Source organism: Streptomyces sp. CB00455 (genome assembly GCF_001905445.1).
Taxonomy (GTDB): Bacteria; Actinomycetota; Actinomycetes; order Streptomycetales; family Streptomycetaceae; genus Streptomyces.
This window is the reverse complement of sequence record NZ_LIVQ01000003.1, coordinates 867,415-888,540: the sequence shown is the minus strand read 5'-3', so window position 1 is coordinate 888,540 and position 21,126 is coordinate 867,415. Positions and strand designations below refer to the sequence as shown.

The window sequence follows — 21,126 nt, the reverse complement described above, 5'->3', positions numbered from 1 at the left end:
CAGGCAAGAGGGGGAGTGGGGATGTGTTTAGGTTAGCCTAACCTAACTTGTGATCCAAATACAGATGGACCCCGGCCAGAAGCCGGGGTCCATCTGTCCGCATTCCCCTGCCCCGCAGGGTGGTTGGGCTACAGCTCCGAAGCCGGGTCCTCGCTCGCCGCCCGGCCCGCGTACGCCTCGGCGAGCAGCTCCTCTTCGCTCGCACCCAGCCGCCAGTACCCGGTGAAGCGCACCGCCCGGCGATCGACGGAACGTTCCTGCACGAGGTGGCGGCGCACCGCGCGGACGGTGCCCGCCTCGCCCGCCAGCCATGCGTACGGGGCCGCGGGGGCCGCGGTCGCGGTCGCGGTCGAGCGCAGCGCGTCCAGCACCCGCCCGGTCCGTTCCCGGCCGGCGCCCTCGCGCACGATCCAGGTGATGTCCGCGTCGGCCCGGGTGGCCGGCGCCAGCCGGTCGTCCTCGTGCGGAACCTCGAACCAGGCCCGGACCGCCGTGCCCGCGGGCAGCCGTTCCAGGATCGCGGCCGCGGCGGGCAGCGCCGTCTCGTCCGCGTACATCCAGATCGCGTCGGTGCCGGGCGGCGGCTGGAACCGGACGGACTTGTTCTGCGCCACGGCCGGCCCGATCGCGAGGATCCGGCGGCCGGGGACCGCCTGCCCGGCCCAGCGGGCCGCGGGGGAGTCCGCCGCGCCGGCGGCCGAGGTGCCGGTCCCGTGCAGCACGAAGTCGATGTCGATCTCGTCCGCACCAGCGGGCGTACGGCGCTGGGCGCGCACCGTGTAGGAGCGCATCACCGGCCGCTCCGCCTCCGGCATGGCGCGCCAGGCGCCGAACCAGGTGTCCTCGTCGGTGGACGGGAGCACGGTGTGCTCCCGTCCGGGCGGCGGCAGGAAGAGCGACAGGCTCTGGTCGAAGCCGCCCGAACGGAAGCCCGCGAGGGACTCCCCGCCGAAGGTGACCCGCAGGAAGGAGTGGCCGAGGCGGCGCGTGCGGAGCACTTCGCAGTCGAAGAAGCGGAAGTGCGCGGCGGCCGGGGCCTCGGAGGCGGTGACGGTCATGCGGAGGGTCCCCCTGGGAATCAGCCGGAGTGAAGGGTGGTCAGCCGACCTTCTTGGCGCTCTGGAGGGACTTCGCGAGGTCCTCCAGGATCTGGGCGCACTTGTCGTACGAGTAGATCGGCTCGGTGACCCGCGGGATGACCTGGCCGGCCTTCACCGCGGGCATCTCGGCCCAGGTGGCCTTGGACTTCAGGTCCTGGGGCTGCAGGGTGCCGGTGCGGTTGTCGAGCAGGATGACGTCGGCCTTGTACTTGCCGGCGTTCTCCCAGCTGAGGCTCTCGAAGAAGCCGCCCTCGTCCAGCTTCTCGGGAGTGACGAACTCGACGCCCAGCTGCTCGAAGTACTTGAGGTCGGCGGAGGTCTTCGGCGAGGAGGCGTAGAAGAGGTCGGCCGAGCCGGAGCCGACGAGGACCTTGATGCCCGGGTTGGCCTTGGTGGCCTCGCGCACCTTCGCGGCGGCGGCCTCGAAGCGGGCCTTGGCGTCGACGGTGGTCTTGGCGTCCAGGTCGGCGCCGAGGGACTTGGCGAGGTCCGCGGTGCGCTCCAGCGCCTTGTCCAGGGTGGCGTCGCCGCCCACGGAGATCGCGGCGGCCGGGGCCAGCTTCAGGATCTTGTCCTTGGACGCCTCGGGCACGTACCAGTAGGTGCCGTCCCACGTGTTGGTGACGAGGAGGTCGGGCTGGAGGGCCGCGTACTTCTCCACGTTGAACTCGTCGTAGACGTTGCCGAGGATCTCGACCTTGGAGATGTCCATCGAACCGGCCTGGACGTCGGGCTTGCCGTCGGCGGTCTTCGTGGGACCGAAGACGCCCTTGACCGGCACGCCGTAGTCGTACAGCGCGGCGGCCGTGCCGGTGAAGGCGACGACGTTCTTCGGCTTGGACTTCGTGCTGACGTCCTTGCCGAGGTCGTCCTTGAAGGACCACGGACCCGAGGCCGCGGCCGCCTTGTCCGCCCCCCCGTCCCCCTTCGCCGAGTCGGTACCGCCGCAGGCGGCCAGCGCCGCGACGAGGCCGAGGGCACCGCCCGCCGCGATGAATCCGCGGCGGGTCAGGGGCAGGGTGCGGGACTTGGGCATGTCGGTGTCCGATTTCGTGCGTGCCGGGCGGCCTCTCTAGCCGTTCGCTGGGAAGGTTAGCCTAACCTTGGCCAGAAAGGGTAAGGGGGCTCTAACTACCCGGGCCCCCTCTTGCGGTCCGCCGCCGGAGCGGACCTCACAGCACTAGCCGGCGAAGCCCAGTTCGCGGGCGATCAGCATGCGCTGGACCTCGCTGGTGCCCTCGCCGATCTCCAGGATCTTGGAGTCGCGCCACATGCGGGCCACCGGGTACTCGTTCATGAAGCCGTAGCCGCCGTGGATCTGCGTGGCCTCGCGGGCGTTGTCCACCGCGACCGTGGAGGAGTACAGCTTCGCGATCGCCGCCTCCTTCTTGAACGGCTCCCCGCGGACCAGCCGCGAGGCCGCGTCGCGCCAGCCGATGCGGGCCATGTGGGCGCGCATCTCCATGTCGGCGAGCTTGAACTGGACGGCCTGGTTGTCGCCGATCGCCTTGCCGAAGGCGTGCCGCTCCTTGGCGTACTTCACCGATTCGTCCACGCAGCCCTGGGCCAGACCCGTCGCGAGCGCGGAGATGGCGATGCGGCCCTCGTCGAGGATCCGCAGGAACTGCGCGTAGCCGCGGCCCTCTTCGCCCACCAGGTTGGCCAGCGGGACCCGTACGCCGTCGAAGGACAGCTCGCGGGTGTCCGAGGCGTTCCAGCCGACCTTGGAGTAGGGGGCCGCCACCGTGAAGCCCGGTGTGCCGGACGGGACGATGATCGAGGAGATCTCCGGGCGGCCGTCCGCCTTGCGGCCGGTCACGGCGGTGACGGTCACCAGAGCGGTGATGTCCGTACCGGAGTTGGTGATGAAGCACTTGGAACCGTTGATGACCCACTCGTCGCCCTCGCGGACGGCAGTCGTGCGGGTGCCGCCCGCGTCGCTGCCCGCGCCAGGCTCGGTCAGGCCGAAGGCGCCCAGGATCTCGCCGGAGCACATCCGGGGCAGCCACTGGCGCTTCTGCTCCTCGCTGCCGAAGAGGTAGAGGGGCATCGCACCCAGGGAGACCCCGGCCTCCAGCGTGATGGCGACGGAGGAGTCGACGCGGGCCAGCTCCTCCAGGGCGATGCCGAGGGCGAGGTAGTCGCCGCCCATGCCGCCGTACTCCTCCGGGAAGGGCAGGCCGAACAGGCCCATGCGGCCCATCTCGCGGACGATCTCGTACGGGAACTCGTGCCGCTCGTACAGGTCGCCGATCTTCGGCGCCACGACGTCGTGCGCGAACTCCTCGACGGTACGGCGGAGTTCCTCGTGCTCGGGGGTGAGCCGGTGGTCGAGGGACATGGTGTGACTACTCCTTGTGGGAGAGGGCGCGGACGGTACGGGAGGGGCTGGGCCGGCCCAGCTGTTCGGCCATCCACACGCTTGTGGCGGTGAGGGCGGCCAGATCGACGCCGGTCTCGATGCCGAGGCCGTCGAGCATCCACACCAGGTCCTCGGTGGCGAGGTTGCCGGTGGCGCTCTCGGCGTACGGGCACCCGCCGAGGCCGCCGGCGGAGGCGTCGACGGTGGTCACGCCGAAGCGGAGTGCGGCCAGGGTGTTGGAGAGCGCCTGGCCGTAGGTGTCGTGGAAGTGCACACCGATGCGCTCGGTGGCGACCCCGGCTTCGCCCAGCGCGGTGAGCAGGGCCCGGACGTGGCCGGGGGTGGCGACGCCGATGGTGTCGCCCAGGCTCAGCTCGTCGCAGCCGAGGCCGAGCAGGGCCGTGGCGACGGAGACCACCTGGGAGACCGGGACGGGGCCCTCCCACGGGTCGCCGAAGCACATCGAGAGGTAGCCGCGCACATGGGCGTCCTGCTCCTTGGCGCGGGCCACGACGGGCTCGAACATGGCGAGGGACCCGGCGACGGTGCGGTTGAGGTTGCGCGAGGCGAAGGTCTCGGTGGCCGAACCGAAGACCGCGATGCGCGAGGCACCGAGGGCGAGGGCCCGGTCGAGGCCGCGCTCGTTGGGGACCAGGACGGGAAGCTGCGCCCGCACGTCGGCGAGGAGCGGGAAGAGCTGCTCGGCGTCGGCCAGCTGCGGTACCCACTTGGGGTGGACGAAGCTGGTGGCCTCGATGGTGGTCAGGCCGGCTGCGGCGAGCCGGTGGACGAACTCGGCCTTGACGGCGGTGGGGACGGCCGTCTTCTCGTTCTGGAGCCCGTCGCGGGCACCGACCTCGTGGATCCGGACCCGGGACGGCAGGCCCGGGTCGGGGACGGTCATGGGCAGGCCGTTCACGCGTCGCCCTCCTCGTCGGTGCGGGGGGTGACGACGGCGAGGACCTGGTCCATGGCCACCGTGGTCCCGGGGGTGACGTCGAGTTCGGTGACGGTCCCGGCGTGCGGGGCGGAGATGACGTGCTCCATCTTCATCGCCTCCACGACGAGCAGGCTCTGGCCGGCCGCCACTTCGTCGCCCACGGCCACCTTGACGACGGTGACGGTGCCGGGCATGGGGGCGGCCAGCGTGTCGGCGCCGCCGCGTCCGGCGCCGCTCAGGTTCGCCTCGACGGGGTCGTGGCGCTGAAGGTGCCAGCTGTCACCGTCGCGGCCGAGCCAGGTCCCCTCCGGGGAGTCGGCGTGGCTGAACCGGTGGGTGACCCCGTCCAGTTCGACGGTGACGGCGCCGCTCGCGCGGTCCACGATGCGGGCGCGGGCCGGTGCGCCGTGGCGCTGTCCCGGACCCTGCGCCGCAGACGCCGGCGAGGCTGGATCCGGTCCGGCGCCGCTGCCGGCGGCGGGTGCGGGCGCGAGGAGCACCTCCGTGTCGCAACCCGACGGGCGGGTGCGGACCGCCACCGGTTCCTGGCCCGGGAGGCGGAAGTGGTGGACCGTCCAGGCAGGGGCGCCGCCCAGACGCCAGCCGCTCGGCACGTCGAAGGGGTCGACCCAGGCCGCACCGGTCGGCCCCGCCGGCGTCTGGGGAGCGGGCCGGGAAGGGGCGGGGCGGGGGACGTTCAGCAGCGCGGCCGCCGCGTACACCTCTGGCGGGACGCCGTCCGGGAGCAAGGACGGGAGGTCGCGCTCGACCAGGCCCGTGTCCAGGTCGCCCGAGACGACGTCCGGGTGGGCCAGCAGACGCCGCAGGAAGCCGGTGTTGGTCTGGACGCCGAGGATCACCGTGTCCGCGAGGGCGCCGCGCAGCACCCGCAGGGCGGCGGCGCGGTCCGGGCCGTAGGCGATGACCTTGGACAGCATCGGGTCGTACGCCGAGCCCACCGGTACGCCCGCCAGCAGGCCGGAGTCGGTGCGCACCGCCCCGCCCGACGGCTCGGACAGGGCCAGGACCGTACCGCCCGACGGCAGGAACCCCCGAGCCGGGTCCTCGGCGCAGACGCGGGCCTCGATCGCGTGCCCGGTGAGGGCGACCTCGCACTGTTCGAAGCCGAGCGGCGCCCCGGCCGCCACCCGCAGCTGCTGCTCCACCAGGTCCAGCCCGGTGACCAGCTCGGTCACCGGGTGCTCGACCTGGAGGCGGGTGTTCATCTCCATGAAGTAGTAGGAGGACGGGTCCCCGCCCGGGACGATGAACTCCACCGTGCCCGCTCCGACATACCCGCACGAGCGCGCGGCCTCGACCGCTGCCGCGCCCATCGCCGCGCGGGTCTTCTCATCGAGCAGGACGCTCGGCGCCTCCTCGATCACCTTCTGGTGCCGGCGCTGGAGCGAGCACTCGCGCTCGCCCAGGTGGACCACGTTCCCGTGCGCGTCCGCCAGCACCTGGATCTCGATGTGCCGGGGCCGGTCCACCCACCGCTCGACCAGCAGGGTGTCGTCGCCGAAGGAGGAGCGGGCCTCGCGGCGGGCCGCGGCGATCTCCTCGGCCAGTACGGATGCGTCCCGCACGAGCCGCATGCCCTTGCCGCCGCCGCCCGCCGAGGGCTTCAGGAGCACCGGCATGCCGATCTCGGCGGCGGCCGCCGCCAGTTCGGCGTCGCTCAGGCCGCTGCCGGAGGAGCCGGGCACGACGGGCACGCCCGCGGCCTTGACCGTCTCCTTGGCCCGGATCTTGTCGCCCATCAGGGAGATCGCGCTCGCCGGCGGCCCGATGAAGGCCAGCCCGGCTTCGGCGCAGGCCCGCGCGAAGGCCGCGTTCTCCGCGAGGAAGCCGTAACCCGGGTGGACGGCCTCGGCGCCGGTGCGGCGGGCCGCATCCAGCAGCCGCTCCACCGACAGGTAGCTCTCGGCGGCGGCCTGCGGGCCGATGCGGACGGCCGTGTCGGCCTCCCGCACATGGCGGGCGTCCGCGTCCGCGTCGCTGAAGACGGCCACCGAGCGGATGCCGAGCTGCCGCAGCGTGCGGATGACCCGTACCGCGATCTCGCCCCGGTTCGCGACCAGAACAGTGCTGAACATCGAAGAGGTCCTCACGTCACATACGGAAGATGCCGAAAGCGGAGTCGCCCAGCGGGGCGTTCGCGCACGCGGTCAGGGCCAGTCCCAGCACCTGCCGGGTCTCCACCGGGTCGATGACCCCGTCGTCCCACAGCCGGGCGGTGGCGTAGTAGGCGTTGCCCTGCTCCTCGTACTGCGCGCGGACCGGGGCCTTGAAGGCCTCCTCGTCCTCGGCCGGCCACTCCTGGCCGGCGCCCTCGATCTGGTCCCGCTTGACCGTGGCCAGTACGGAGGCGGCCTGCTCGCCGCCCATCACCGAGATCTTGGCGTTGGGCCACATCCACAGGAACCGCGGCGAGTACGCCCGCCCGCACATCGAGTAGTTGCCCGCGCCGTAGGAGCCGCCGACCACCACCGTCAGCTTCGGAACCCGGGTGCAGGCCACCGCCGTCACCATCTTGGCGCCGTGCTTGGCGATGCCGCCGGCCTCGTAGTCCCGGCCGACCATGAAGCCGGAGATGTTCTGGAGGAAGAGGAGCGGGATCCCGCGCTGGTCGCACAGCTCGATGAAGTGCGCGCCCTTCTGGGCCGATTCGGAGAACAGGATGCCGTTGTTGGCGATGATCCCGACGGGGTGCCCGTGGATCCGCGCGAAGCCGGTGACCAGCGTCTGCCCGTACTCCGCCTTGAACTCCTGGAAGCGCGAGCCGTCCGCGATCCGGGCGATGATCTCGCGGGCGTCGTACGGGGTGCGGGAGTCGACCGGGACCGCGCCGTAGAGCCCGTACGGGTCCACCTTCGGCTCCTCGGGCGCCTCGACGGACCAGGGCAGGGCCCCGCGCTCGGGCAGGGTCGCCACGATGTTCCGTACGATCCGCAGCGCGTGCGCGTCGTCCTCGGCGAGGTGGTCGGTCACGCCGGAGACCCGGGAGTGGACCTCGCCGCCGCCGAGCTCCTCCGCGGTGACGACCTCGCCGGTGGCCGCCTTCACCAGCGGCGGGCCGCCCAGGAAGATCGTGCCCTGGCCGCGCACGATGACGGCCTCGTCGCTCATGGCCGGAACGTACGCGCCGCCCGCCGTGCAGGAGCCGAGGACGGCGGCGATCTGCGGGATCCCGGCCCCGGACATGCGGGCCTGGTTGTAGAAGATGCGGCCGAAGTGCTCCCGGTCGGGGAAGACCTCGTCCTGCATGGGGAGGAAGGCGCCGCCCGAGTCGACCAGGTAGAGGCAGGGGAGACGGTTCTCCAGGGCCACCTCCTGGGCGCGCAGGTGCTTCTTGACGGTCATCGGGTAGTACGTGCCGCCCTTGACGGTGGCGTCGTTGGCGACGATCACGCATTCGCGGCCGCTGACCCGGCCGATGCCCGCGATGACCCCGGCGGCGGGCGCCGCGCCCCCGTACATGCCCTCGGCGGCCAGCGGGGCCAGCTCCAGGAAGGGGGATCCGGGGTCGAGGAGGGTGTCCACGCGGTCGCGCGGGAGGAGCTTCCCGCGGGCGGTGTGGCGGGCGCGGGCCTTCTCGCCGCCGCCGAGCCGGGCCGCGTCGAGCCGGGCCCGCAGGCCCTCGGTCAGCTCGCGGTGGGCGGCCTCGTTGGTCCGCCAGGCCTCGGACGCCGGGTCCGCGGCGCTCGTCAGCACTGGTGCCTGCTGCATCGGTCGAGCTCCCTTGCTCGGTGCACGCTGTTAATGAGCGTTAACGCATGTGTGCCTTAGGTTAACGAGCGCTAACGGCCCTGTCTAGAATGGTCTCCCATGAGCACCAGAGCGGCCGCCCCGACCCGTCGCGAGCAGATCCTCCGTGAGGCCGCCCGCCTCTTCGCCGCGCGCGGGTTCCACGGCGTGGGAGTCGATGAGATAGGCGCCGCGGTCGGCATCAGCGGCCCCGGCCTCTACCGGCACTTCGCGGGCAAGGACGCCATGCTCGCCGAGCTGCTGGTGGGCATCAGCGAACGACTGCTGACCGGCGGCCGGCGCCGGGTGGAGGAAGCCGCGGGCGACCGGGCCCTGGTGCTGTCCTCCCTCATCGACGGGCACATCGACTTCGCGCTCGACGACCGCGCGCTGATCACCCTGCACGACCGGGAGCTCGACCGGCTCCGGGAGGCCGACCGCAAGCTCGTGCGCCAGCTCCAGCGCCAGTACGCGGAGCTGTGGGTGGATGTCGTGGGGGCCCTGCATCCGGAGGTGGGCGAGGTCGAGGTACGCGTCTGCGTGCACGCGGTCTTCGGCCTGCTGAACTCCACCCCCCACCTGGCGGCCCTGGGGCGGGAGGCGACGGAGTCACTGCTCCGGCGGCTCGCCCACGGGGCGTTCGGGGCGCTGTCGGTGTGACGGGGCGCGTCCGCCGACCGGGATGGACGCGCCGCCTCCGCCTGCGCGGCGGCAGAATGGGCGGCATGCCGAAGCCGATAGAGACGCCCGTACCCAGCCGCGCCGAACTCGTCGACCACCTGGTCCGCACCCGCATCGCCGGGCAGGTCGCGACCCCGCGCGAGAACAACCTCTCCCACTACAGGAAGCTCGCCAACGGCGACCGGCACTACTGGCTCGGCCTGGAGCTGGGCGACCGCTGGACGGACGAGCAGGACGTGCTCGCGGTGATGGCCGAGCGGTGCGGGGTCGTGGACGACCCGCAGTTCCGCCACGGCCAGGACACCATCGACCCGGAGCTCACCGTGGCCGGACTGGACCGGCTGGCGGCGCGGCTGCGCAAGGCCGCGCTGGACCGGCAGAGCGTGCTGCTGGCCACCGGGCACCCGGGCGGACTCCTCGACGTCCACCGGGCCACGGCGGCGGCCCTGCGGGCGGCGGGCTGCGAGATCGTGGTCATCCCGGCCGGGCTGACGGCCGACGAGGGCTCGGTCTGGCAGTTCGCGGACATCGCCGTGCTGGAGCGCGGCGCGACCCTGTGGCACACCCATTCGCCGGAGCCGATGGCCGCGATCCTGGACGGGCTCGCCGCGGAGCACCGCCCCCAGCCGGACCTGGTCGTCGCCGACCACGGCTGGGCGGGCTGCGCGGCCCAGCGCGGCCTGGACGCGGTGGGCTACGCCGACTGCAACGACCCGGCGCTCTTCCTCGGCGAGGCCGAGGGCACCCTGCAGGTGGCGGTCCCGCTGGACGACCACGTCCGCGACCCGCGCTTCTACGACCCGATGGTCGCCTACCTGCTGGACGCGGCGGGCCTCTTGGAGGCGTAGGGCCGGCTGGAGGCGCGGGGCCGGCGGAAGGCGCGGGGGCCTGGTGAAGGGGCGGGGTCTGGTGAAGGCGCGGTGCCGGCGGCGCTCGTAGCCCGTTGTCGGCGGCGGCCGTTACGGTCGCCCCATGCCGAGGCCTCCGCGCGCCCACAACCCGCTGTCCGTCCTGGCCGCCGACCCCCGAGGACGCTCGCTGGGGCTCCGGCTGCCGCCCGGGACGGTCATTGACAAACCCGGCCGGCGCAGGTGGCGCAGGGCGCCCGAGCCGCTGCTGTGGGTGTCCGACGGGGCCGTGGGCACCGGGGGACTCGCCGCGTACCGCAACCCCGCGACGGCGTCCGCCGGGCTCCAGGCCGTGCTGTTCCAGGGACGCCGGGGACTGGAGCGGTGGTGGACGGAGCGGGAGTTCGCGCCGCGGCGGATGTCGGACCCCGACGACCACCACGCCGGGCCGGTGCTGCGCGAGTTCTGGACCGGGGTGGTCCCCGATCCCGAGGAGGGGGCGCACGGCGAGGAGCTCATCGCCCCGTTCGGCAGGGACTGGCCGGGGCTCGCGCAGCCGGGAGCGGAGAGCGGGCCGGACGCGGCGGATGCCGAGGCCGCGGCCTGCGAGCTCGCGGACGAGCTGATCACGAGCGGTGTCCTGCCGAGCCCCCGGCTCGCGCTGGTCCCCGCGGGCCGCGCGGCCGACGTGCCCACCGCGATGGGCTGGTGCGGACCGGCGAACCACGAGAACGACACCGCACTCATCAGCGCGGTCCTGCGCTCCTGGGAGGACCGCTTCGGCGCCCGGGTCGTCGCCCTCGGCTTCGACGAGCTCCAGGTGTCCGTGGCGGCCCCGCCGGCTACGACAGCCCGGGCGCTGCCCGTCGCGGCGGAACACTTCGCGTTCTGCCCGGACAACGTCCGGCAGGGCTCCGGCAGCATCCGCGCCTACGCGGACGAAGCGGTCACCGGCAGCAACCACTGGGGCTTCTGGTGGGACTGAGGCCCGCCGGCCGCGATGTGCGTCACGCACGCGGGACGCGTACGACACCCTCCTGGATCACCGTCACCGCGAGGCGGCCGTCCTGTGTCCAGATCCGGGCCTGGCCCAGGCCGCGCCCGGCCGCCGCCGAGGGGGACTCCTGGTCGTACAGCAGCCATTCGTCCGCGCGGAACGGCCGGTGGAACCACATCGCATGGTCCAGCGAGGCCCCGACCACGTCGCCCACCGCCCATCCGCCGCGCCCGTGCGCGAGCAGCACCGAGTCCAGCAGGGTCATGTCGGACACGTAGGTCGCCAGGCAGGTGTGCAGCAGCGGGTCGTCGCTCTCCAGCTTGTCGGCCGTACGGAACCACACCTGCGAGCGCGGCTCCACCGGCTCGCCGATGCTGCCCCACGGCGGGGTCGTGGCGTAGCGCAGGTCCACCGCGCCGCGTGCCTCGATCAGCCGCTCCACCGTGTCCGGGTCGCGGAAGACGTCCCGGTAGGCGGGCAGGGCCTCGGCCGCCGTCGGCAGGGTCTGCGGGTCGGGGGCGGACGGCATGGCGGCCTGGTGGTCCAGGCCGTCCTCGTACGTCTGGAACGACGCGGAGAGGTGGAAGATCGGCTGGCCGTGCTGCACGGCCACGACGCGGCGCGTGGTGAAGGAGCGCCCGTCGCGGATCCGGTCCACCGAGTACACGATCGGTGCGCCCGGGTCCCCGGCGCGCAGGAAGTACGAGTGCAGGGAGTGCGCGGCGCGGTCCTCGGGCACGGTGCGGCCGGCCGCCACCAGCGCCTGGGCGGCGACCTGCCCGCCGAAGACGCGCGGTACCAGCGCCGAGCGGCTGGTACCGCGGAAGATGTTCTCCTCGATCTGCTCCAGGTCGAGCAGATCGAGGAGCGTCGTCAGTGCGTCGTTCACGGTGAAGGAGCGGGTGCTTTGCCCGGGATCCCTACAGGCCCATCGACTTGGCGATGATGGACTTCATGACCTCGCTGGTGCCGCCGTAGATGCGGTTCACGCGGTTGTCGGCGTACAGGCGGGCGATCGGGTACTCGTTCATGTAGCCGTAGCCGCCGTGCAGCTGGAGGCACTTGTCGATGACGCGGTGCGCGACCTCGGTGCAGAAGAGCTTCGCGGAGGCGGCCTCGGCGGCGGTCAGCTCACCGGCGTCCAGGGCCTCCAGGGCGCGGTCGGCGACGGCCTCGGCGGCGTCGACCTCGGCCTGGCAGGCGGCCAGTTCGAACTTGGTGTTCTGGAAGTGCGCGACGGGCTTGCCGAAGACCGTGCGCTCCTGCACGTAGTTCTGGGCGAACCGGACGGCGGCCTTGGCCTGGGCGTAGGCGCCGAAGGCGATGCCCCAGCGCTCGGAGGGCAGGTTGGCGCCGAGGTAGTAGAAGCCCTTGTTCTCCTCGCCCATCAGGTCCTCGACCGGGACCTTCACGTCGACGAACGCCAGCTCGGCGGTGTCGGAGGTGCGCAGGCCCAGCTTGTCGAGCTTGCGGCCGATCGAGTAGCCCTCGGACTTGGTGTCCACGGCGAACAGGGAGATGCCGAAGCGGCGGTCGTCCTCGCGCGGGGCGGAGGTGCGGGCGCAGACGATCACGCGGTCGGCGTGCACACCACCGGTGATGAAGGTCTTGGCGCCGTTGAGGACGTAGTGGCTGCCGTCTTCCGAGAGCTTGGCGGTGGTCTTCATGCCGGCGACGTCGGAGCCGGTGCCCGGCTCGGTCATGGCCAGCGCCCACATCTCCTCGCCGGAGACGAACTTCGGCAGGTAGCGCTTCTTCTGCTCGTCGGTGGAGAGCATCTTGATGTAGGGCAGGGCGAGCAGCACGTGCACGCCGGATCCGCCGAAGTTCACGCCGGCGCGCGAGGTCTCCTCGTAGAGCACGGCTTCGAACTTGTGGGTGTCCAGACCCGCGCCGCCGAACTCCTCGGGGACGTTGATGCCGAAGACGCCCAGCTCGCCGAGCTTGTAGTAGAAGTCGCGCGGCGCCTGGCCGGCCTGGAACCACTCGTCGTAGACGGGGACGACCTCGGCCTCGATGAAGGCGCGGATGGTCTCGCGGAACGCCTCGTGGTCCTCGTTGAATACGGTACGGCGCACGGCCGCCTCCCCTTCTTTGCGGCCAAACCGCCACCGCTCCCGCGGAGGTGGTTGCGCGCCGTCGTGGTGACTCGATCGGTGGCTGGCGAGCGGTTGGACGGCTGAGGTCTAAGCGCTTGCTCAGATTAAGTTACCGGCGGGTTGTTCCCCGTGTCCAGGGTGCGTAGCGCGAACCACAGTTCCATCCGGCTGTCGGGGTCGTCGAGGTCGCGGTCCAGCAGGGTGCCCGCGCGGGCGATGCGCTGGCGGACGGTGTTGCGGTGCACGCCGAGGGCGGTGGCGGTGCGGTCCCAGCCGCCGTGGTGGGCGAGCCAGGCCCGGAGGGTCTCGCGCAGGGCCGGGGGGAGCGGTCCGAGCAGGGCCTCGGCGTGGGCCCGGGACTCCGCTTCGCCGATCAGGCCCGCCAGGCCGGGGTCGGTGTGGCGGGCCAGGGGGGTGCGGGCAGCCTCGGCCCGGACCAGGGCGCGCTCGGCCTGGGCGTCGGCCGCGGCCAGGGCGGAGGGCGCGGCCGGGGCGCTCACCCCGAGCCGCCAGCCGGGCTGCGGGGCGGGCTCCCGGTCGGTGAGCAGCCGTACGCCGCGCTCGCGCGCATCGAGCAGTACGGTGCCCAGCGCGGCCGCGAGGGTCTGCGGGTCCCCCGAGCCGCGGGCGTGGACGACGTGCCAGGGGCCGGGGGCCAGGACCGCGGCGGGATCCCCGCCGAGCAGGAGCCGGGTGAGGGCCGCGGCCGCGTCCCCCTCGGGCCGGGGCGCGGCCAGCAACGTCAGCAGCACGGCGGCGATCGCGGTGATGGCGTGGTCGCCGGGGGTGCGCCCGGGACGCGCCACGCCGAGGACGGGCCCGTCGCCGAGGGTGTAGGCGGCCAGGTCCCAGCCCGCCGCGGAGTCGGTGGCGGTGGCCGCGCCGCCGGGCGGCCCGAGACGGGCCGGCAGGGCGGACAGCGCCTCGGCGGCCTCGGGCGGCAGCGCCCGCCCGGCCGCCTGCCGCCCCGGCGACCCGGGGGCCTGCCCGGCCGAGTGCCCGGGGGTCTGCACTGCCGGGGTCGCGGGGGCCTGCCCGGGCGTCTGCCGCGCCGCAGACCCGGGCGTCTGCCGCCCGGGCGGGAAGAGGACGACGTGGCCCCCCAGGCTCCCCGCCAGGCGCGACAGTACCGCCGGCACCGGATCGGGCCTGGTGGCCGCGGCGGCCAGCGACTGCTGGGCCTCGGTGATCCGGCGCAGCTCCCGCGTGCGGGCCTCCGCCATCAGCCGCCCGACGGTACGGGCCACCGCCGTGAAGGGGGTCCCCGGGGGGACTTCGACGAGCGGCAGGCCGTACTGCTCGCACGCCCCGGCCAGGCCCGGCGGGACGACCTCGTGCACCGGGGTGACGCCGAAACCGAGCCCGGCGGCTCCGGCGCGGGCGAGCCGGCCGACATAGGCCGGGGCGCCGGCCTCCGTCAGCGCGGCCCCGGCCGTCAGCAGCAGCTCCCCGCCCAGCAGGTACGGGGTCGGGTCGGCCATCTCGGAAGCGTGCACCCCGTGCACCTCCGCCGTCCGGGGCCCGGCGAGGTGGCGCAGACCGAGCGCGCGCTCGGCGAGGAGGCCGCCGAGGAGGACCGGTGGGGTGAGCGGCTCCCCGGAGGGCGACCCGGCAAGGGCACCGTCAGGGCTCCCGGCGCAGCCGTTGCCGTGCTCCGGACCGCTGGGAAGACCGGGCATGGATACTCCGTACATTTCAGATCGGCCAGGTGGATGAAACGTACACTCCCCACCCGCCGACGGCCCGCTTACGCTCGAAGAACCGCACCAGCAGGAACCGCAGGACCTCCAGAAGGGCACCCCCCATGAGCACGCAGCCGCGCGGCCCCGTCGACTCCTCCCGCATCCCGCGCTACGCCGGCCCGGCGACCTTCGCCCGGCTGCCGCGCCTCGACGAGGTCGGCTCCGCCGACGTCGCCGTCGTCGGCGTGCCCTTCGACTCCGGCGTGTCCTACCGCCCCGGCGCCCGCTTCGGCGGCAACGCCATCCGCGAGGCCTCCCGCCTGCTGCGCCCGTACAACCCGGCCCAGGACGCCTCACCCTTCGCCCTCGCGCAGGTCGCGGACGCCGGCGACATCGCCGTGAACCCCTTCAACATCAACGAGGCCGTCGAGACGGTCGAAGCCGCGGCCGACGAGCTGCTCGGCAACGGCTCCCGCCTGATGACCCTCGGCGGCGACCACACCATCGCCCTGCCGCTGCTGCGCTCCGTCGCCAAGAAGCACGGCCCCGTCGCCCTGCTGCACTTCGACGCGCACCTGGACACCTGGGACACCTACTTCGGCGCCGAGTACACCCACGGCACCCCGTTCCGCCGCGCCGTCGAGGAGGGCATCCTCGACACCGAGGCGCTCTCCCACGTCGGCACCCGCGGCCCGCTGTACGGCAAGCAGGACCTCGACGACGACGCGAAGATGGGCTTCGGCATCGTCACCTCCGCCGACGTCTACCGGCGCGGCGCCGACGAGGTCGCCGACCAGCTGCGCCAGCGCATCGGCGACCGCCCGCTGTACATCTCGATCGACATCGACGTGCTGGACCCGGCCCACGCGCCCGGCACCGGCACCCCCGAGGCGGGCGGCATGACCTCCCGCGAGCTGCTGGAGATCATCCGCGGCCTGTCCTCCTGCAACCTCGTTTCCGCCGATGTCGTCGAGGTCGCCCCGGCGTACGATCACGCGGAGATCACCTCGGTGGCGGCCTCCCACACCGCGTACGAGCTCACCACGATCATGAGCCGTCAGATCGCCGCCGCGAAGGCGAAGTAAGAAGGGCGAGTAAGCGCACGTGACGCACGACCACGACCTGGTACTCCGTCCCACCGAGGCCCAGACGGCCGCCGCCCTGGCGCCCCCGCCGGGCCGGACGGGCGGGGACCTGGTCGTGGAAACGCTGCGCTCGCTCGGCGCGACCACCGTCTTCGGGCTGCCCGGCCAGCACGCGCTCGGCCTGTTCGACGCGGTCGGACGCTCCGACCTGCGGCTGGTGGGCCTGCGTACGGAGAACAACGCCGGCTTCGCCGCCGACGCCTACGGCCGGATCACCGGCGAGGCGGTGCCGCTGCTCCTCTCCACCGGGCCGGGTGCGCTCATGGCGCTGCCGGCGCTGGCGGAGGCGGCGGCCGCCTCGGCCCCGGTCCTCGCCATCTCCTCCCAGGTGCCGGTGGCGGGCCTGGGCGGCGGCCGCCGGGGCCACCTGCACGAACTGCGCGACCAGTCCGCCTCCTTCCGGGAGGTGGTGAAGTCGGTCCACACGGCCCGCACCCCCTCCCAGATCCCCTCGGCGCTCGCCGAGGCCTGGGAATCGGCGCTCACCGCCCCGCACGGCCCGGTCTGGGTGGAGATCCCCGAGGACGTGCTGCGCGCGGAGACCCTCGTTCCGCAGGTCACGGGCATGGACGCGACTCCCCACGAGCTCGCTCCGCGGCCCGAGCTCACCGCCCTGGCCGCCCACTGGCTGGAGCGTGCCGCCCGTCCGGTGATCATCGCGGGCGGCGGTGTGGTCCGCGCCGACGCGGCCGGCAAGCTGCGGCAGCTCGCCGAGCGCCTGAACGCGCCGGTGGTCACCACCTTCGGCGGCAAGGGCGCCTTCCCGTGGACGCACCCGCTCTCCCTCCAGTCCTGGCTGGAGGACCGCCACATGACCGACTTCCTGGAGGACGCGGACGTCCTGCTCGTCGTCGGCTCCGGGCTGGGCGAGCTGTCCTCCAACTACCACACCTTCCTGCCCGCCGGCCGGGTGGTCCAGATCGAGGCCGACCTCGGCAAGCTGGAGTCCAACCACCCGGGCCTGGGCATCCACGCCGATGCCCGCCTGGGCCTCCAAGCCCTGCTGGAGACGGTGGCCGAGCGCGAGGACCCGTACGCCCCGGAGCGCGTCCGCATGGTCCTGTCGGACATCGAGGCCCGCCTGGAAACCCAGAACGTGGCCCTGGAGCGGCAGCTCCTCACCTCGGTCCGCCAGGCCCTCCCCCCGCGCTCCCCGTCCTTCTGGGACATGACGATCCTGTCCTACTGGGCGTGGTCGGCCTTCGACGCGAAGCACCCCAACACCATGCACTCGGCCCAGGGCGCGGGCGGCCTCGGCTATGCCTTCCCGGCGGCCCTCGGCGCCTGCGTCGCGGAACCGGGCACCCCGGTCCTGGCCGTCTCGGGCGACGGCGGCGCGATGTACTCGATCGCCGAACTGGCCACCGCGGTCCAGCACGGCCTGGACGTCACCTGGCTGATCGTCGACGACGGCGGCTACGGCATCCTGCGCGAGTGCATGACGCAGTCCTTCGACGGCCGCACGACCGCCACGGACCTCACCCGCCCCGACTTCGTGGCCCTGGCCACCTCCTTCGGCGTCCCCGCATCCCTCACCACCCCCCAGTCCCTCCGAACGGACCTGGCGCGGGCGCTGTCCACCCCCGGCCCTTCGGTGGTGGTACTTCCGGTCACCTTGCGGATGTTCGCCCCCACGCACGCCTGAGGGGGGCGCCCCGGCCCCCTAGGGTGGGTTTGATCAAGCGGGCGCGTACGAGGGGGAACGATGTCGTTCGAGGAAGAGTGGGGCCGGCACGGGCAGACGGCCCCGACCGACGGGCCGCCGCCGCAGATGCGGCTGAACCAGCTCCCCGCCGACCAGGGCGGCTCGACGGCGCCCGGCTACGGGGTGCTGGCCACGGCCCCGCCCGAGAAGAAGAAGGCGGCCAACACCATCGAGAACGTCCTGCAGCCCGGCACCACGAAGGCGGCGGACGCGGCCGACGAACCGACCAAGAACGCGGTCAAGGCCTTCGGCGGCTGGGAGACGGCGGCCGGCCTGACGAAGGCGCACGCCCACTGGGACGACCAGGTCAAGCGCCTGATGGGCCGCCTCGACTCGGAGAAGACAGCGCTGCGCGGCGCGTCGAACCTGTTCACGGGCAACGACCAGCTGACGGGCCGGTCCTTCCAGCCCGTGCAGTCGCAGTCCAAGGTCGACGGAATCTAGGGGAGACGTGCCGAACTACACCGAGATCCTGCAGACGGACCTCTCCGCCCTGACCACGGCCGCCGACGGCTGGAAGGCCATGGCGACGCAGTTCAAGACCATGGAGGACGTCTACAAGGACGAGGTCCAGAGCGTTTCCGCGGGCAACGGCTGGCTGGGCTCCAGCGCCACCACCGCCGCCACCAACTCCTCCATGACGCGCCAGGAGTTCGCGGCGGCGCAGAAGGAGGCCCTGGCCATGGAGTCCCTGCTCCGTGACGCGTACGCCCGGTTCACGGACCTCAAGGGCCGGGTGGTGTCGGCCGTAGCGGACGCCAAGACCGCCGGAATGAAGGTCTCCGACGCCGGCATCGCGAGCTACGACTTCTCCAAGGCCGATCCGGCCACCGCGAACGCCGTGCGGCACGATCCCGACCTCCCCGAGGTCGAGCGGTCCTGGACACAGCGGATCGCGGACACGGTCAAGGCGGTCACGGAGTTCGACGCCGACGTCAAGGTCGCGCTGATGAACGCGTCCGGCGCGGACGGCACGGCCGTGTTCGGCTTCAACGCCAAACCCGTCAATGACGTCGAGGCGGTGGAGGCACTGGCCCTCACCCAGAAGATCCGTGACGGCAAGGCCTCCCCGGAGGAGCTGCGGCACTACAACGAGGTCCTGAAGCAGAACTCCGGGGACAAGCACTTCAGCGAGGCGTACCTGAACTCGCTGGGGGCCGAGGACACCCTGCTGCTCGCGGACCAGATGAACCTGGCGTCCAACGACCGCGGGGCGTCGGCGGCCGACAAGAAGCTCTACGAGTCGATCAACGCCGGCCTCGCGGGGACGATCGCCTCGGGCACCAAGGACCCGGGCAGCTACGCCTACAAGCCGTTCGTCAACGGGCTCAAGGAACACGGCGCAGAGAACATCACCGGCAACCAGCGCCCGGCTAACGGCTACCAGACGCTGGTCACCCTCATGGGTAACGGCGACGGCTACGGCAAGCAGTTCCTGAGCGACCTCGGCGACGGCATGATCGAGGCCGAGAAGTCGAACGAGAACATGTTCGACCACGCCTACGACGGCCAGCGCCCGAACCTGGTGGCGGACCCGCTGGACGGCCTGCTCGGGATCATGGCCAAGGACCCGGACTCGGCCACGTACTTTCTCGACCCCGAAGCGCCCGGCAACAAGAACGAACACCTGAAGTACCTGCTCACCGAGCGCGACATGCCGCAACCCTGGATGCCGACCGCTGTCGGCCCGCCGATCGAGATGGACGGCGGCGACAAGACCGCGGGTCTGGGAGCCGCCATCCAGGCGGCGGCGACCGGTCACACGGACGGCGAGAAGCTCGGCCCGCCCGGCCCGCACACCGAGGGCCAGGCGCGGGTGATGCACAACGCCATCCGGCTGCTCGACGAAGAGATGGGCGGGGACGAGTTCCCGGAGGACCTGCAGGGCCTGCAGCAGCCGATGGCGAAGGCGCTGGTGGACTACGTGGCCGACACCCACGAGATCCTCGGCGGCCAGAACTCCGACCTGGGCAGCGTCAACGGCAAGGACTCGATCTACGGTTCGGGCGACAAGGCCCAGATCGCGGTCGGCCAGGGCAGCCTGGTCCGCGTGATGCGCGGCATCGCCGACGACGGCCCGGCATTCGCTCTCATGGTCGAGGCGGAGCGTGCGTACGGGGCAGGGCAGCTCGAGGCCGCCGCCCCGTACAAGAGCGACCTGCACGGGGTGAGCGCGGACTGGGACAACATCGCCCATGACATCGGCGCGGCCAACGGCGCACTCAACGGCATCGGCGCCGACGTCTACAAGGACAAGGAAGACGACGCGGTCAAGTGGGCGGAGGGCACGTCCGAACACACTGCTGCCGCCGCGAACGGGCTCATCGGCGAGATCCCGGTCGTGGGCACGCTCGGTGGCTCACTGATCGACTCCCTCAAGTACGAGTGGGTCGAGGACATGAAGGACGACGCCGAGGCACAGAGCAAGAAGGATTCCAGCAACAACTACGGAGCGGGCGTGCAGGCGACCAACGAAATGCTGGATGCGTGGGGCCGTGATCGCAAGATCGGCGGTGATCCCGCGTTCGACCACGCCAAGAACGAGGCGAACGAGGGCTACACCTCGGGACGGGATGCTGCTCGTGCGCACCTCCAGCCGTGACGTGACCAAGGCTCTCGGGCGATCGGCGGTCGCGGTCGTCTGCGGATTGATGCTCGCGTCGTGTACCACGGGCGAGCCCGAGGCCGAGGTCGATCACCCCTGTGAGGTCGTCGCGTCCTCGCAGGAGTGGGAGCTCCTGCGGGAGATCTTGCGCACGGATGCTTTCGTGACCGAGATCCACAACCGGACGGGGCGCCTGGCGGAGAAGCTGGAGAACGAGCTGTCCGGGGCGGGCACGGCGAAGGAGACGCTTCCGGTGTACTCCTGTGCCTACATCCCGGGGACTCAGAAAAGAGGCGATCGAGCGATGTTCGGGTTCGGATGGATTCCGAGAGCCTCCAAGGACGAGGAGTCCTCCAGCTCCAAGGGCGTTCCGTATGAGGCGAACGATGCCTTCGGAGAGACCAGCGACACCCACACGAAGCTGTACGTCCAGTGTGATATGCCGGGAGAGCGCGGTGAGGCGTCGAAGTCGGCGTGGCTCTACGCGGACGGTTCGTACGTGTCCAACATCGGCCGGACCGACATCGACCAGACGGCCCGGGACCGCCAGACCGCCTTCACCTACCTGATGGCCCGCCGCGTCACCGAAGCCCTCGGCTGCGAGAACATGCCCCTGGAGAAGCCCCCCGTGGTGAAGCCGGTGCCTAGCCCCAGCCCCTGACCTCGGCCCAGACGGCCTTGCCGATGCCGTGGCGCCGCGGGCAGCAGCCCCACCGCAGGGCGAGCGCCGCGACGATCGCGAGGCCGCGGCCGGCCTCGTCCCATTCCGTCGGGGCCCGGGGCGCGAGCGCGACCACAGGGCCCGCGTCGGCCACCTCCACGCGCAGTACGCCGTCGTACCTCGCGAGCCGGACGCCGATGTCCCGGCCCTGTGGAGCCCGGGCGTGCCGGAGGGCGTTCGTCACCAGCTCCGAGAGCAGCAGCTCGGCCGTCGAGGCGGCGTCGGGGCAGACGTCCCACGCGGCGAGCTGTCCGCGGAGCAGGGTACGCGCCCGTCCCGGCGCGTGCGGGCCGCACGGCACGATCCAGAAGATCTCGTCGGCGAGAGAGAAGGTCATGAGGGCCACCTGTCTAGATATCTCAGTCGGGAGTCAAAGGGGTGGCCCCCGCCCGCCGCAAGAGATGTCCGGACAGATCCCCCGTAGGAGTGGTGTGGAGTGGCTCGCGCCTATGGCCCCGCGCGCCCCTAGGCTGTCCGGAATGATCGGGAGGACG

General features: G+C 72.4%; 18 protein-coding genes. 8 read left to right on the top strand and 10 right to left on the bottom strand.

Annotated features, from left to right (window positions below; translation table 11 throughout):
* Positions 1–128: 128 nt before the first annotated feature.
* From AMK16_RS16470 to AMK16_RS16445, 6 genes are all read right to left on the bottom strand, one after another.
* A complete protein-coding gene (locus AMK16_RS16470; protein ID WP_073915408.1) occupies positions 129–1,058 on the bottom strand; it encodes a siderophore-interacting protein in 930 nt (309 codons plus the stop codon).
* Between the two features lie 40 nt (positions 1,059–1,098).
* Entirely contained in the window at positions 1,099–2,136 is a 1,038-nt protein-coding gene (locus tag AMK16_RS16465; protein ID WP_073915405.1) for an ABC transporter substrate-binding protein, read from the bottom strand.
* Positions 2,137–2,280: 144 nt separating this feature from the next.
* Positions 2,281–3,441, bottom strand: a complete 1,161-nt coding sequence (locus tag AMK16_RS16460) for an acyl-CoA dehydrogenase family protein (RefSeq protein ID WP_073915402.1) — start codon at positions 3,439–3,441, stop codon at positions 2,281–2,283.
* 7 nt (positions 3,442–3,448) lie between these two features.
* On the bottom strand, positions 3,449–4,366 hold the full coding sequence (locus AMK16_RS16455; protein ID WP_073916207.1) for a hydroxymethylglutaryl-CoA lyase: 918 nt from the start codon (positions 4,364–4,366) through the stop codon (positions 3,449–3,451).
* 11 nt (positions 4,367–4,377) lie between these two features.
* Positions 4,378–6,498, bottom strand: a complete 2,121-nt coding sequence (locus AMK16_RS16450; protein ID WP_073915399.1) for an ATP-binding protein — start codon at positions 6,496–6,498, stop codon at positions 4,378–4,380.
* A 16-nt stretch (positions 6,499–6,514) separates the two neighbouring features.
* Positions 6,515–8,131: a carboxyl transferase domain-containing protein gene (locus tag AMK16_RS16445; protein WP_073915396.1), complete on the bottom strand. Its 1,617-nt coding sequence runs from the start codon at positions 8,129–8,131 to the stop codon at positions 6,515–6,517.
* Between the two features lie 99 nt (positions 8,132–8,230).
* Here AMK16_RS16445 and AMK16_RS16440 point away from each other — a divergent pair, with 99 nt between their 5' ends.
* The 3 genes from AMK16_RS16440 to AMK16_RS16430 all read left to right on the top strand — a co-directional run bounded on the left by AMK16_RS16440 (position 8,231) and on the right by AMK16_RS16430 (position 10,663).
* Positions 8,231–8,809, top strand: a complete 579-nt coding sequence (locus AMK16_RS16440; protein WP_073915394.1) for an SACE_7040 family transcriptional regulator — start codon at positions 8,231–8,233, stop codon at positions 8,807–8,809.
* A 56-nt stretch (positions 8,810–8,865) separates the two neighbouring features.
* A complete protein-coding gene (locus AMK16_RS16435) occupies positions 8,866–9,678 on the top strand; it encodes a phosphatase (protein WP_073915391.1) in 813 nt (270 codons plus the stop codon).
* 124 nt (positions 9,679–9,802) lie between these two features.
* Positions 9,803–10,663: a DUF4253 domain-containing protein gene (locus AMK16_RS16430; protein WP_073915388.1), complete on the top strand. Its 861-nt coding sequence runs from the start codon at positions 9,803–9,805 to the stop codon at positions 10,661–10,663.
* A gap of 22 nt (positions 10,664–10,685) precedes the next feature.
* Here AMK16_RS16430 and AMK16_RS16425 read toward each other — a convergent pair whose 3' ends face one another.
* The 3 genes from AMK16_RS16425 to AMK16_RS16415 all read right to left on the bottom strand — a co-directional run bounded on the left by AMK16_RS16425 (position 10,686) and on the right by AMK16_RS16415 (position 14,453).
* Positions 10,686–11,564, bottom strand: coding sequence for an acyl-CoA thioesterase (locus AMK16_RS16425; RefSeq protein WP_073915385.1), 879 nt, complete (start codon positions 11,562–11,564; stop codon positions 10,686–10,688).
* 31 nt (positions 11,565–11,595) lie between these two features.
* The gene (locus AMK16_RS16420; protein WP_073915382.1) at positions 11,596–12,753 is read right to left on the bottom strand and encodes an acyl-CoA dehydrogenase family protein; all 1,158 of its coding nucleotides are present in this window, start codon (positions 12,751–12,753) and stop codon (positions 11,596–11,598) included.
* Positions 12,754–12,878: 125 nt separating this feature from the next.
* Positions 12,879–14,453 (bottom strand): helix-turn-helix domain-containing protein, encoded by a 1,575-nt coding sequence (locus AMK16_RS16415; RefSeq protein WP_107417149.1) that lies wholly within the window; start codon positions 14,451–14,453, stop codon positions 12,879–12,881.
* 125 nt (positions 14,454–14,578) lie between these two features.
* On the opposite strand from AMK16_RS16415, the gene speB reads away from it, so the two are divergent.
* The 5 genes from speB to AMK16_RS16390 are packed head-to-tail and all read left to right on the top strand — an operon-like array spanning position 14,579 to position 20,572.
* Positions 14,579–15,541, top strand: coding sequence for an agmatinase (speB, locus tag AMK16_RS16410; RefSeq protein WP_030655465.1), 963 nt, complete (start codon positions 14,579–14,581; stop codon positions 15,539–15,541).
* Positions 15,542–15,560: 19 nt separating this feature from the next.
* On the top strand, positions 15,561–17,246 hold the full coding sequence (locus AMK16_RS16405) for a thiamine pyrophosphate-binding protein (protein WP_073915375.1): 1,686 nt from the start codon (positions 15,561–15,563) through the stop codon (positions 17,244–17,246).
* Between the two features lie 60 nt (positions 17,247–17,306).
* On the top strand, positions 17,307–17,750 hold the full coding sequence (locus AMK16_RS16400) for a hypothetical protein (protein ID WP_073915372.1): 444 nt from the start codon (positions 17,307–17,309) through the stop codon (positions 17,748–17,750).
* 7 nt (positions 17,751–17,757) lie between these two features.
* Entirely contained in the window at positions 17,758–19,908 is a 2,151-nt protein-coding gene (locus AMK16_RS16395) for a hypothetical protein (protein WP_073915369.1), read from the top strand.
* Complete coding sequence (locus AMK16_RS16390) at positions 19,880–20,572, top strand: hypothetical protein (RefSeq protein WP_073915366.1); 693 nt, start codon at positions 19,880–19,882, stop codon at positions 20,570–20,572. Before AMK16_RS16395 ends, AMK16_RS16390 begins: the two co-directional genes overlap by 29 nt.
* On the opposite strand, the gene AMK16_RS16385 is transcribed toward AMK16_RS16390, so the two are convergent.
* A complete protein-coding gene (locus tag AMK16_RS16385; RefSeq protein WP_073915363.1) occupies positions 20,556–20,969 on the bottom strand; it encodes an ATP-binding protein in 414 nt (137 codons plus the stop codon). The two genes, AMK16_RS16390 and AMK16_RS16385, sit on opposite strands and share 17 nt — an antisense overlap.
* Positions 20,970–21,126: the final 157 nt, after the last annotated feature.